The sequence below is a fragment of the Rhizobium sp. SG570 genome, assembly GCF_012275345.1.
Lineage (GTDB): Bacteria > Pseudomonadota > Alphaproteobacteria > Rhizobiales > Rhizobiaceae > Rhizobium > Rhizobium lusitanum.
On the sequence record NZ_JAAZQI010000001.1, the window covers coordinates 283039 to 295481 of the forward strand.

The 12443-nt window shown below is 61.6% G+C and carries 11 protein-coding genes and 1 other RNA gene; 5 read left to right on the top strand and 7 right to left on the bottom strand.

The annotated features are described in order from the left end of the window. Positions 1-20: 20 nt before the first annotated feature. From FHT28_RS01350 to tkt, 4 genes are all read right to left on the bottom strand, one after another. Positions 21-1871, bottom strand: a complete 1851-nt coding sequence (locus tag FHT28_RS01350) for a potassium/proton antiporter (protein WP_037196465.1) — start codon at positions 1869-1871, stop codon at positions 21-23. A 321-nt stretch (positions 1872-2192) separates the two neighbouring features. Continuing rightward, entirely contained in the window at positions 2193-2780 is a 588-nt protein-coding gene (locus FHT28_RS01355; RefSeq protein ID WP_168595388.1) for a putative glycolipid-binding domain-containing protein, read from the bottom strand. 2 nt (positions 2781-2782) lie between these two features. Beyond that, positions 2783-3793 carry a type I glyceraldehyde-3-phosphate dehydrogenase gene (gene gap, locus FHT28_RS01360; RefSeq protein WP_037196468.1) on the bottom strand — a complete coding sequence of 337 codons (1011 nt, stop codon included), beginning with the start codon at positions 3791-3793 and terminating at the stop codon, positions 2783-2785. Positions 3794-3858: 65 nt separating this feature from the next. Next, positions 3859-5841: a transketolase gene (tkt, locus tag FHT28_RS01365; RefSeq protein WP_168595389.1), complete on the bottom strand. Its 1983-nt coding sequence runs from the start codon at positions 5839-5841 to the stop codon at positions 3859-3861. A gap of 400 nt (positions 5842-6241) precedes the next feature. Between tkt and FHT28_RS01370 the strand changes: the two genes are divergently transcribed. The 3 genes from FHT28_RS01370 (at position 6242) to ssrS (ending at position 7174) form a co-directional block, all read left to right on the top strand. Then, positions 6242-6517: a DUF4164 domain-containing protein gene (locus FHT28_RS01370; protein ID WP_015341018.1), complete on the top strand. Its 276-nt coding sequence runs from the start codon at positions 6242-6244 to the stop codon at positions 6515-6517. A gap of 51 nt (positions 6518-6568) precedes the next feature. Next, the gene (locus FHT28_RS01375; protein WP_037196472.1) at positions 6569-6946 is read left to right on the top strand and encodes a cell division protein ZapA; all 378 of its coding nucleotides are present in this window, start codon (positions 6569-6571) and stop codon (positions 6944-6946) included. A 69-nt stretch (positions 6947-7015) separates the two neighbouring features. Further along, a non-coding RNA gene (gene ssrS / locus FHT28_RS01380) (6S RNA) lies at positions 7016-7174 on the top strand. A gap of 71 nt (positions 7175-7245) precedes the next feature. On the opposite strand, the gene FHT28_RS01385 is transcribed toward ssrS, so the two are convergent. After that, positions 7246-9045 (bottom strand): chloride channel protein, encoded by a 1800-nt coding sequence (locus FHT28_RS01385; protein ID WP_168595390.1) that lies wholly within the window; start codon positions 9043-9045, stop codon positions 7246-7248. Between the two features lie 127 nt (positions 9046-9172). On the opposite strand from FHT28_RS01385, the gene FHT28_RS01390 reads away from it, so the two are divergent. Next, on the top strand, positions 9173-9610 hold the full coding sequence (locus FHT28_RS01390; protein WP_168595391.1) for a helix-turn-helix domain-containing protein: 438 nt from the start codon (positions 9173-9175) through the stop codon (positions 9608-9610). Between the two features lie 42 nt (positions 9611-9652). Here the strand turns inward: FHT28_RS01390 and FHT28_RS01395 are convergent, their stop codons facing one another. Then, positions 9653-10369: an SDR family oxidoreductase gene (locus tag FHT28_RS01395; protein WP_168595392.1), complete on the bottom strand. Its 717-nt coding sequence runs from the start codon at positions 10367-10369 to the stop codon at positions 9653-9655. Between the two features lie 43 nt (positions 10370-10412). Beyond that, on the bottom strand, positions 10413-11231 hold the full coding sequence (locus tag FHT28_RS01400; protein WP_168595393.1) for an SDR family NAD(P)-dependent oxidoreductase: 819 nt from the start codon (positions 11229-11231) through the stop codon (positions 10413-10415). A 102-nt stretch (positions 11232-11333) separates the two neighbouring features. On the opposite strand from FHT28_RS01400, the gene FHT28_RS01405 reads away from it, so the two are divergent. Continuing rightward, on the top strand, positions 11334-12194 hold the full coding sequence (locus FHT28_RS01405) for a helix-turn-helix transcriptional regulator (RefSeq protein ID WP_168595394.1): 861 nt from the start codon (positions 11334-11336) through the stop codon (positions 12192-12194). The last annotated feature ends 249 nt before the right edge of the window (positions 12195-12443 follow it).

The following is a 12443-nucleotide window of genomic DNA, read 5'->3' on the forward strand; positions in this document are numbered from 1 at the left end:
TGATCGGAGACGCAAGGCGGTCAGGGGTCGTTTTTGCCGGTATTGGAATCGGTTGAAACGGCCTCTCCCACACGTTCGCGACGTCTGCGCATAAAGCTGCGAATGCCGTTCAGAATATCGTGCAGATTGATGAAAATCGGCAGGATGACCGGCGGTTCCAAGGCTTCCAACGACATCCCGACGGATTGGATATGGTCGTTCTCATCGAGATCGCGAACGATGAGGATGATTTCGCCAAGACGCACCCGGTCGGCATAATCAGCCTTGCCGCCAAGGCGCTGACGCATGAGTTCGGCGATCGTGAGGCCCTTTTCCTGTTCGCTGAGCAGCCCCGGCCCATAGGCGGCGTCGAGATCGGCGGCGGGGCGCAGCGGCGAGATCGAGAAGGCACCGAAGAATTCGGCATCATCAGGATCGACCGCCGCGCGGCTGGCGAAGAGGCGGTCGAGCAGGCGCGAATAGCTGGGCGCGATGAAGAGATAGATGACATCGTTTTCGCGCAGGCGGCCGGCATATTGATAGCGCATCGACTTGCCGTCGCGCACGACGAGCGAAGGCATGGCCCAGCGCGGAATGCGCTCGCCGCGCAGAACCGGGCTGTCCTTGACGACGCGATAGGAAAGCAGCTCGTGACTGGCCGTACCCGGCAGGTCGACCTCGACCTTGTCGATCGCGCCGATGCGAGGCGGCACGATGAGGCCGAGTTTGCGCGCCATGGGCTTGATGGTCCAGCCCTGGACGAGCAGCGACACCAGAACGACGATGAAAGCCACGTTGAAATAGGTCTGGCCTGCCTCGAGATTGCCGAGGATCGGTATGATCGCAAGCAGGATGGAGACGGCGCCACGCAGGCCGACCCAGGCGACGAAGCCGGTCTCGCGCTGGGTATAATCGAAGGGCAGCAGGCAGAGCCAGACGGCGATCGGCCGAGCGACGAAGATGAGGAACAGGGCCAGCGCCACCGAGGGGATGGCGATTGCGGGAAATTGCGATGGCGTGGCGAGCAGGCCAAGGACGAGGAACATGATGATCTGCGCCAGCCAGGTCATGCCGTCCTGGAAACGCTTGATGGAGGCCGAGGCGGGCATCTTGCGATTGCCGGCATAGATGCCCGCGACATAGACGGCCAGGAAGCCGCTGCCGCCGACGGCGCCAGTAAAGGAGAAGACGAGGAGCGCCAGCGCCAGCACGAAGATCGGCGTCAGGCCGCGATCGGTCTCGAGGCGGCTGACGATGAGTACGATCATCATGCCGCCGAGCAGGCCGAGGATGACGCCAAGCCCCATCTGCTGGATGAACGCCCCCAGCATGGCAAGGTTGATACCGCCATAGCCTTCACCGCTCGCCAGCAACTCGACCAGCGCCAGCGTCAGGAAAATGGCCATCGGATCGTTGGTGCCGGATTCGACTTCCAGCGTGGAGCGCACCTTGTCGCGGATATTGATGCCGCCGATGCGCAGCAGGAAGAAGACGGCAGCGGCGTCGGTGGAGGCGACGATCGAACCGAGCAGCAGGCCCTGCAGCCAGGTAAAGCCGAGAAGCCAGGTGGAGGCAAAGGCAAACAGGCCTGCGGTCACGAGTACGCCGACGGAGGCGATGGTCAACGCCGGCGCGGCTGCGAGCTTGAACGCCTGGATCGGTGTGCCGTAGCCGGAATCGAAGAGGATGATGGCAAGCGCAAGCGAGCCGAGGATATAGGCGAGATAATTGTTGGAGAATTCGATGCCCAGCCCATCCGTGCCGGCGGCAAGCCCGATCATCAGGAACAGCAACAGCAGTGGGGCGCCGAAGCGGAAGGCGAGCAGGCTCGAGAAAGCCGCGATCAGGATCAGGACCGTGCTGACCAGCACGATGACGTAAAATGCCTCCACCTTGTTCTTCCCCTTCCAGTGCGCCTCTGCTGGGACCAAAAGCCCGGATCGTTCAAAATTCCCCCATCGTCCATCATGCTATCGCGCCATGCAATTTTGCAAACACGGATGCCTTTCGGGGAGGGTCTTGGGATATAGATCCGCTCCGATGGCTGCGACATCATGGTGTGAGGCGCACCGCCAGAACGGCCGTGCGGCTTTGGAACGCCCTGGGGGAATTCCGTTCAGAAATTTATTGGTAAATCTGGACCATAGCAGGGCAGGAGGCGAAAAAATCCGAAATGTTTTTAAGAAGATGCGCGGATCGATCGCGGCTGCGGATCAGAGGTCGACACGCTTGAAATAGATCGGATAGTCGATCACCAGGCCGTCCGCGTCGACGGGCAGGTCGACGGTGAAGGCCCTGTCCTCGGCGGCGTAGCGATAGAGCGCTCCCGGCACGATGCAGGTGTAGTACTGGCCGTCGCGTACGGGCTCGAAACTGTCGAAGGGGATGTAGAGCATGGAAAGCTTCGCCGTTCCGTCTTCCGGCGTCAGCTCGAGCCGGCGGATCGGCAGGCTGTTGGTGAAGGGCGAACCATAGAGGTCGATGTCGATACAGCCGTCGAATTGCGGCAAGGAAAGGCCGTCTTCGGTGCGCCAATGGCCCTCGCCGTCGGAAAGCAGGGCAAGGCGCCGGCCCTCCGTGGTTTCGACGCTAAAGGATAGAACGGCCCAGTTGGCCGCGCAGTCGATACGATAGAAGACGCCGTAGGGCGAACCGCCGCGACCGCCGATAATGACGCCACTGGCGCGAATGGTCGCGCCAGTGGCTGTGTCGTTGATCGGAGCAACCGTCACGTGTTCCAGCCCGTCTCCTTCGATCGGACGCCAGCGGACTGTCGTCGGAAGGAGAGGGCGGAAGAGCACGATCAGATCAGCTTGGCAAACGCAACGGCCGTGTCGGACATGCGGCTGGAGAAGCCCCATTCGTTGTCGTACCAGGACAGGACGCGCACGAAGTTGCCTTCCAGAACCTTGGTCTGGTCGGTCGCGAAGATCGACGAATGGCTATCATGGTTGAAGTCGCGGGAAACCAGCGGCTCGTCGGTGTAACCGAGGATACCCTTCAGCTTGCCGTTCGAAGCAGCCTTGATGGCTTCGTTGATTTCACCGACCGTCGTTGCCTTCTTGGACACGAACTTAAAGTCGACAACCGAAACGTTCGGGGTCGGAACACGGATCGACGTGCCGTCGAGCTTGCCCTTCAGGTGCGGCAGAACGAGACCAACAGCCTTTGCGGCGCCCGTCGAGGTCGGGATCATGGACAGGGCTGCGGCGCGGGCGCGGTACAGGTCCTTGTGCATGGTGTCGAGCGTCGGCTGGTCGCCGGTGTAGGAGTGGATGGTCGTCATGAAGCCATGATCGATACCGATGGCGTCGTCGAGGACCTTGACGACCGGCACCAGGCAGTTCGTGGTGCAGGACGCGTTGGAGATGACCAGGTGCTCCTTGGTGAGCTGGTCGTGGTTGACGCCGAAAACGACGGTCAGGTCGGCGCCGTCGGCAGGAGCCGAAACGATGACGCGCTTGGCACCGGCCGTCAGGTGAGCGGCGGCCTTGTCGCGGGCAGTGAAGATGCCCGTGCATTCCATTGCGATATCGACGCCGAGGTCGCGGTGCGGCAGCGTTGCCGGATCCTTGATCGCCGTGACCTTGATCGGCTTGCCGCCGCCAACGATGATCGTGTCGCCCTCGACCTTCACCTCGGCCGGGAAACGGCCATGGATCGAATCGTAACGCAGAAGGTGGGCATTGGTCTCGACCGGGCCGAGGTCGTTGATGGCAACGACTTCGATATCGGTGCGGCCGGATTCGACGATGGCGCGCAGTACGTTGCGGCCGATACGGCCAAAGCCGTTGATGGCTACTTTTACAGTCATTTGAAATTCACTCCCGTTCACTCAGGGTGTTTATCTATTGGATTTGAGAGCGCTTGTCAGCGCCCTCAGGAAAGCTTTGCCTCGGCGGCAGCAACCACAGCTTCCGTCGTGATGCCGAAATGCTTGTAGACATCCTTGTAAGGAGCGGAAGCGCCGAAGCTCTTCATGCCGATGAAGGCGCCTTCCGGACCGATGAATGCGTCCCAGCCTTCGCGAACACCGGCTTCGACGGCGATCTTGACCGGCGAGTTGCCGAGCACTTCCTTGCGGTAGGCATCCGGCTGTTCGAAGAAGAGTTCGGTGCAGGGAACGGAAACGACGCGGGTGGAGACGCCCTTGCCTTCGAGGACCGTGCGGGCTGCGACCGCGAGTTCGACTTCGGAACCCGAAGCGAAGATCGTCACCTTGGCGTCGGCGTTACCGGCCAGCGTATAGGCACCCTGTTCGCAAAGGTTCTTTTCGCTGTATTCCGTGCGTGCCGCCAAAAGGTTCTGGCGGGTCAGCGCGAGACCGGACGGACGGTTGGTCGTCTTGATGGCGATCTGCCAGCATTCCGCCGTTTCGGTTGCGTCCGCCGGGCGGAACAGCTGGAAGTTCGGGATGGCGCGCAGGCTGGCGACCTGTTCGACCGGCTGGTGGGTCGGGCCGTCTTCGCCGACGCCGATGGAATCATGCGTCAGGACGTGGATGGCGCGGATACCCATCAGGGCAGCGAGGCGCAGCGGCGGGCGGCAATAATCCGAGAAGATCATGAAGCCGCCGCTGTAGGGGATCAGACCGCCATGCAGCGCGATGCCGTTCATCGCGGCGGCCATGCCGTGCTCGCGGATGCCCCAGTGCATGTAACGGCCGGAGAAATCGGTCGGGGTGATCGACTTCATCTGGCTGGTCTTGGTGTTGTTCGACGGCGTCAGGTCGGCGGAGCCGCCGAGCGTTTCCGGAATGAAGCCGTTGATGACTTCGAGCGCGTCTTCCGATGCCTTGCGGGTTGCAAGCGTCGGCTTGGTTTCGGCAAGCTTCTTCTTGTAATCGCTGATGGCGGCGTCGAAGCCGGCGGGCAGTTCATGCGCGAAGCGGCGGGTAAATTCAGCCTTCTTGCCCGCTTCCGCACCGGCAAGGCGGCCTTCCCAGGCTTTGCGGGTGCCGACCGAGCGCTCGCCGGCGGCGCGCCATTCACCGAGAATGTCGTTCGGGATGACGAAGGGCTCATAGGGCCAGTTCAGCGCGACGCGGGTCGCGGCGATTTCCTCGGCGCCGAGCGGCGAGCCGTGGACCTTGTGGGTGCCCTGCTTGTTCGGGGCGCCGAAGCCGATGATGGTCTTGCAGGCGATGAACGTCGGGCGGTCGGACTTGTGGGCGGCTTCGATAGCGGCACTGATGGCGGCCTGGTCGTGACCGTCGACTTCGATGGTGTTCCAGTGAACGGCCTTGAAGCGGGCGACCTGATCGGTCGAATCCGAAAGCGAGATGGCGCCGTCGATGGTGATGGAGTTGTTGTCCCAGAAGAGGATGAGCTTGTTGAGCTTCAAATGGCCAGCGAGCGCAATCGCTTCATGGCTGATACCTTCCATCAGGCAGCCGTCGCCGCACATGGCATAGGTATAGTGATCCTGCAGCTCCGAGCCGAATTCTTCGCGCAGCTTGCGCTCGGCGATCGCCATGCCGACGGCATTGGCAATGCCCTGGCCGAGCGGGCCGGTGGTGGTTTCGATGCCGGTGGCGTGGCCATATTCCGGATGGCCGGCTGTCTTGGAGCCGAGCTGGCGGAAACGCTGCAGCTCCTCGACCGTCATGTCAGGATAGCCGGTCAGATAAAGAACCGAGTAGAGCAGCATCGAGCCGTGGCCAGCCGACAGGACGAAGCGGTCGCGGTCCGGCCAATGGGGGTTCTTCGGATCGAAGCGCAGATATTTGCTAAAGAGAACGGTGGCGACATCCGCCATCCCCATCGGCAAACCGGGGTGACCGGAATTGGCCTTCTCGACAGCATCCATGGCAAGGAAACGGATCGCATTTGCCATCCGGTCGTGTTGTTCGCGAGAGATCATGGGTTTTTCCGCAATGTTCCGGGTTCGGGGATGGCCGCACGCTTGGGAGGGAGGCCACCGGTTGAAAGGCGGGCGAAAGGGAGACGTTCCTCCGAACTCCATTTTCAGCGTCACCTCAGGCGGCTGAGACATAGCAGTTGGGACGAGCAAGTCAATAAATCGAGGCCCCAATCCGGGGCGGCTGCCGCACTTTTTTGACATTTGCCCGTTCACTTTTACAAAAGACGACAATCGTGCGACAAAGCCTGTATCGTTGGCAAACGGGTCAGTCATCCACAGATTAGGCCCCCTGCCGCAGGGCTGCCTTTATTGACGTGCAGTCGCCAAGTTGAATATTGTTGCGAAATCAGACAAGTGGCCGGATGTTTTGATTCGGGCCTTGCGCGGAGTATCGAAAGGCATGACACCTTCAGGCAAAACGGTGGATGCGGCGCTCGCCCAGTTGCGCCAGGCGCTTTCGACTTTGGAAAGCGCTGTCGACGGACGTTTCGAACGGGAGCGGGCGCAAAGCGACATAGAAGGCGAGGTCCGACGGGTCCATGCCGATCGCTCGCGTCTCGCCCAGGAGCTGGACCAGGCCGAGTTCCGCGCGAACCGGCTCGAGGAGGTCAATCGCGAAGTGTCGCGCCGACTTGTTACGGCGATGGAAACCATAAGAGCCGTGCTGGACCGCTGATCCTTCACGGGGCGCAGCCGTCGCCACCAGCGGCAATGATCGGAAAGTCGAATGGCACAGGTAACGGTAACGATCGACGGCAAAGCCTACCGGATGGCCTGCGAAGAGGGGCAGGAAGAGCATCTGACGGATCTCGCCAATCGTTTCGACCGCTATGTTCTGCATTTGAAGAGCCAGTTCGGCGAGATTGGCGATCTGCGCCTGACCGTCATGGCCGGCATCATGATCATGGATGAGGTGTCGGAGCTGACGCGCCGCGTCTCGACATTGGAAGCCGAACTTGAGAACCTGCGCAACAACCGCGACACCGTGCTTGCCGCCAGTACCCGCGCCGATGAAACGCTGGCCACTGTCATCGACGAGGTGACGACGCGGATTCAGGGTATCACCGAAAAACTGCTGGTCCGGTCGAGCGCCGAGCCGAATTGAGTATCATATTTCTCGAACCGCCTGCTCACACCCACTGGTGCGATGCAGGAATCCGCCTTATATAGGACGTGCGGTCTGCGCTTCCCGACAGGAACCACAATCCCTGGGGCCATACTCGATCCAAAGGGAGCTGTCCCTGGCTAGGCCCCTGGGCTTAGACACACGGCGCCCACCTACGTTTGTAGGCACCCAGGATCGTAAACATCCATCGGTCGTCGCGGATCGCTCTTAATTTTCTGCAGTCAGCGAAAGAAGGCGCCGCGAGGTTCTGGTGCCCCGCCGACGCCATTCCTCCTCCCTTAGCTTCGTGAACGCAGATAGGCTCCGCGTTCGAGCTCTGCGCGATTTCCCGCGCTGCGCAGCCGCAACAGATCCTTCCGGGTGATGAGACCTACAAGCCTCCCGGTTTGCGCTTCCACAACGGGAACGCGCCCGGTATCGGCCTGTATCATCACGTCGGCAACGCGACCGACCGTGTCTTCGGCATGCACCACCGGAATGGAGCTGTCCGAGATCATGTCATAAAGTGACTGTTCACCCAGTTCCGGTCGGTTCTGCCAACGAAGGGCATCGGCGCGCGAGATCATGCCGACCAAGCGCCCGTCGCTCTCGACGACGGGATAGAAACGATGCGCATCCGGTCGCTCGGTCATCTGAGCCAAAGCTTCGGACAGGCGGATGGTCGCGGGCATGGTATCCACCTTGGACATCATGATGTCGGCGGCACGCGTCAGCTCGAACGGGTCGATGCCGTATTCGCGGGTGATGTGCTGGCCGCGCCGGGCGATCTTCTCTGTCAGAATGGAACGGCGCAACAGCAGAACGGTGACGGCATAGGCCGCGACCGTGGCCGCAAGCAGAGGCACCAGCGCGTTCATGTCTCCTGTTAGTTCGACGGCGAAGAAGGTGCCTGTCAGCGGCGCACGCATGGTGCCGCCCATCATCGCCGCCATGCCCAGCAACGCCCAGAAGCCGGGATCGCCCGGCAGGACGAGACCCACCAGCCAGCCGAGCGCGCCGCCGAGAATGAGGAGCGGCGCCAATACGCCGCCCGACGTGCCCGAGGAAAGAGCAACCAGCCAGATGCCAGCCTTGACTAGGAGGATCGCCAGGACGGCGCCCGCGGAGATGCGGCTGTGCAGCAGATCGGCGATGATGTCATAGCCGACGCCGAGTGCGCGAGGCTCGACCAATCCGCCAAGGCCGACCACCAAGCCTCCGAGGGCAGGCCACCACATCCAATGGATCGGCAGTTTCTCGAATGCATCCTCTATCCGATAAAGCAAGGTCGTCAGCAGGCCGGACTGCAAGCCGGAGATGATGCCGAGGCCTACGGCGAACAGAATGCTCCACCATGAAAGCGCCATCTCGAAATGCGCCGGAAACAATGCACCGCTGCTGATCAGCATCGGACGCCAGATGATCGAGACACAGGCGGCGACGACGACGGGAATGAAGCTGCGCGGTTTCCACTCGAACAATAGCAGCTCGACGGCGAGCATCACGGCGGCGATGGGTGTTCCGAAGATGGCCGTCATGCCTGAAGCGGCGCCGGCGACAAGCAACGTCTTGCGTTCGGCGGCGCTAAGATGGAACAGCTGGGCGAAGAGCGAGCCGATGGCGCCGCCGGTCATGATGATCGGACCTTCCGCGCCAAAGGGGCCGCCGGAGCCGATGGAGATGGCGGATGACAGCGGCTTGAGCACCGCCACTTTCGGCGACATGCGGCTGCCGCCGATCAGGATGGCCTCGATGGCTTCCGGAATTCCATGGCCGCGGATCTTCTCCGAGCCATAGCGCGCCATCAGTCCGATGACGAGGCCACCGAGGATGGGTGCCGCCACCATCCAGGGCGAGCGCGCCACCGTGGTGAAAGATAATGGCTCCGTGCTGATCTTGAACAGCCAGACGGCATTGCTGACAAGTGCGATGAGATTGATCAGCGCCCAGGCGGCAAGGGCGCCGCCAGTGCCGACCACCACCGCCATGGCCACCAGCAGCAGGACGCGCTTATCGGTGGTGAAATCGCCATTGTCCTTGCGGGAGGCTCCTCCGGAGAAATCGTGACTGTGATTTTGCAAAGTGCCGGTGTCCTGCATTGGCTGCCTTCTGTGCTAAGCGTGCACGGCCATCATTCAGCCGCTTCCCTGGATCGAGATGGCAAATATATCGTAATGCGATATAAATCAACTGAGATCGCCGGCTGCGGCAAAAAAGGACGATTTGATGGTGCAGAGTTTGGAAAAGACCTTGTCGCAGGCGGATTACGAGGCCTTGGCCACCTTGCGTTATACACTGCGCAAATTCACGGATTTCAGCACGTCCGCGGCGCATGAGGCCGGCCTGCCGCCACAGCAGCACCAGGCATTGCTTGCCATCAAGGGGAGCCGCCCAGGCGAGACGATGACTATCGGCATGCTGGCCGAGCGGCTGCTGATCGCCCCTCATACCGCCACCGAGCTGGTCGGCCGCCTGATCGACGCCGGCTATGCCACGAGGAATACCGATCCTGCGGACAAGCGTCGCCAGACGCTGCAATTGACGCAAAAATCCGAGGATGTCCTCCACCGCCTGAGCGCCATCCACCTTGTCGAAATCCGCGACATGGCGCCGAAGCTGATCGAGATCCTGACACGGCTTCAGGCGGATGTCGGTCGGGAATGAGAGGGCCATTGCCGATCGGCATCGACAATGGCGCGATTGGCATCATTGGCCGAGGCGAATTCCGCCGTCGCAGATCAATGTGTGGCCGGTTGTGAAACCGTTGCCGATCAGAAAGGCGATGGCCTGGGCAATGTCCTCGGGGCGACCGATGCGCCCAACCGGGGTGCGCGCGGCAAAGCCGGCAAAAACCGGCACCTTCTGATCTTCGCCGATGAAATCCCACCAGGGCGTGTCGACGACGCCGGGGGAAACGCAATTCACCCGGATCGGTTTCAGCTCGACCGCCAGAATGGGCGCAAGCGCGGCAATGGCGGCGTTGACGGCGCCGAGTCCAGCCGTGCCTGGCAGGGCGGCTTGAGCAGAGACGGCCGAGACGAAGGTGATGCTGCCTTCCTTCGAAAGAAAGGGAAGGCAGGCCTGAGCGCAGGCAAAATGTGCCAATGTCTTTTGCTCGAAGCCCTTCCTGAGGTCGGCGAGATCGACCGTGGCGAAGGGGCCGCCGCCATTGCCGCCGCCGAGCGCCAGAACGAGATGATCGAGAGGGCCGATCGTCTTGAAGGCTTCGGGAAGAGTGTCGAGATCGGCGGCATCCATGACGATGGTCGCGACCGCGCCCGCAAGGCTTTGTGCCGCCGTCTGCAGTTTGGTCTCGTCGCGACCCGTGATTGTGACGCGATAGCCCTTTTCGAGAAGATCGGCTGCGGTTGCAAGGCCGATACCGGACGAACCGCCGATAATGACGGCATGTTGGTGGGACATGTCGTGTTTCCTTTTTTGAATGTGGATGATGGAATTGATGAGGTCAGGCGAGGCCGGTAAGATCCCGGCTGAGGGTGCGCAGGCGCTCGCGGGCGCTCGCATCATAGGCTTGGGCATTGGCGCGGGAGGGCCGTCGCTCATCATAATAGAGACCGGAGGAGCCTTCGGTGTCGGAACCGGCAACGAGATTGAGAATGGCGTCCGCACCTTGATCGACGGTGCTGATCGGCGCTGCGCCGGCCTGTCGCACCATGGTGGTATCCATATAGGTTGCCGGGTGCAGGCAATTGGCGGTAACGCCCGAGCCTGCCAGTTCCTCGGCAAGGTCGAGGGTGAACATGACCTGCGCCAATTTGCTCTGGCAATAGGCACGCGCGCCGCTGTAGTCGCGGGTCAGCATGACGTCACGGAAGTCTATCGGTTGCTGTCCTGCGGAGGATACATTGACGATGCGTGCATGGCCGCTTGCCTTCAACAGCGGCAACAAGCGGCGTGTCAGCAGGAAGCCGGCGAGATAGTTCACCGCAAAGCGCAGTTCATGCGCGTCGCGGCTGAGCTCGCGTTTTGCGTTACCGCCGCCGGTGCCGATGCCGGCATTGTTGATCAGAACGTCGAGCCGAGTGTGGTCGCGTTCGATCGCATCCGCCAGGCTGCGCACATCATCCAGCGACGAAAGGTCGGCCGGGTAGAAGGCCGCCTTGCCGCCCGCATCGCGAATGGTGGACAGCAGATGCTCTGCGCGCGGCTTGTCGCGGCCGTGCACCAGCACCATCGTGCCCGTCAGGGCCAGCCGTTCTGCGACCCGCCTGCCGACGCCATCAGTCGAGCCGGTGATCAGTATCGTCTTGTCGCTCATGTCCATCGCCGGCGCCTCCATTTCGTTTCCGCGACGATATTTGACAGCTTGAGAAGGCGGTAAACAGTTGCGGCTTTATCCTAGTATCGATCCTGCTATGATGCATGGATGAACATCCATCAGAACGAGGCGGTCCTCACCGCCAGACGCCGCGAATTCGGTGCTTTCCTGCGCTCGCGCCGGGAGAAGCTGACGCCGGCCGGCGTCGGGCTGCCGGGCGGGTTCCGCCGGCGGACGCCGGGGCTCAGGCGGGAGGAGGTGGCGCTTCTCGCCGGCGTCGGGGCCACCTGGTACACTTGGCTGGAGCAGGGGCGGGACGTACGCGCATCGGCGGAAGTGCTGTCGGCGCTCGCCGACGCTTTGAGGCTTGATGCTGCCGAGCGGCGGCATCTCTTTGCCTTGAGCGATCGACCGCCGACAGAGACGATATCGCAGGGACCGGAACAAGTTCCCGAATCTTTGCGGCGGATGCTGGCAAGCCTGAGCGGCCAGCCGGCCTATATCCTCGGCCGACGCTGGGACGTGCTGGCCTGGAATTCGGCTGCTGTGGCACTTTTCGGGGATTATGGCCTGTTGCAGGGCGATGCCCGCAATACAATACATCGCGTATTCACCGATCCCACGCATCGGCAGCTTCTGGTCGATTGGGAGAGCGTTGCGGTGACCTCTCTCGCTATGTTCCGTGCCGATAGCGCCCGCTATGCCGGCGATCCTGATTTCGAGCGGCTGGTAACGACCTTGATGCGAGATAGCCCGGAGTTTCGCGCCTGGTGGCCCAGGCAGGAGGTGCAGCGGCCGCTGGCCGGCCACAAGCGCTTGTGCCACCCGCACGGGGGCTTGATGACGTTTGAATATACCGCGCTTGCCGTTATCGATCGAACGGATATGAAGCTGGTCGTCTACACACCCCTTGAGGACGGGACTGACGAGAAGCTGAAGGAGCTGCTGCGGCTGAACGAGAAGGCCTGATCCTGCATTTATCTCGGCTGGCTGCGTCGCTCGGCAGCGCTGCATATGATCAGCCTGAAACGCTCAAGCAAACTTGTGTTGCGGGCGCGGGTGAGGGTGGGACGATATGTTCGTTCGAAAGGCGCGTGGGGAGAGGTGACCTTGTTATAATTTCCTGATAGGGAGCTGCGCCTAAGGTGGGATGCAACGATCACTTTTGTGTGTGGATAAGCTAAAATTCGGGATGAATGACAAATTCCTTTAAATAAT

Bases quoted from the DNA above. Each gene is read 5' to 3' on its own strand.
- FHT28_RS01405 (WP_168595394.1), top strand. From the start codon at position 11,334: ATGAACATCCATCAGAACGAGGCGGTCCTCACCGCCAGACGCCGCGAA.
- FHT28_RS01375 (WP_037196472.1), top strand. From the start codon at position 6,569: ATGGCACAGGTAACGGTAACGATCGACGGCAAAGCCTACCGGATGGCC.
- FHT28_RS01400 (WP_168595393.1), bottom strand. From the start codon at position 11,231: ATGGACATGAGCGACAAGACGATACTGATCACCGGCTCGACTGATGGC.
- FHT28_RS01385 (WP_168595390.1), bottom strand. From the start codon at position 9,045: ATGCAGGACACCGGCACTTTGCAAAATCACAGTCACGATTTCTCCGGA.
- gap (WP_037196468.1), bottom strand. From the start codon at position 3,793: ATGACTGTAAAAGTAGCCATCAACGGCTTTGGCCGTATCGGCCGCAAC.
- FHT28_RS01395 (WP_168595392.1), bottom strand. From the start codon at position 10,369: ATGTCCCACCAACATGCCGTCATTATCGGCGGTTCGTCCGGTATCGGC.
- FHT28_RS01390 (WP_168595391.1), top strand. From the start codon at position 9,173: ATGGTGCAGAGTTTGGAAAAGACCTTGTCGCAGGCGGATTACGAGGCC.
- tkt (WP_168595389.1), bottom strand. From the start codon at position 5,841: ATGATCTCTCGCGAACAACACGACCGGATGGCAAATGCGATCCGTTTC.
- FHT28_RS01370 (WP_015341018.1), top strand. From the start codon at position 6,242: ATGACACCTTCAGGCAAAACGGTGGATGCGGCGCTCGCCCAGTTGCGC.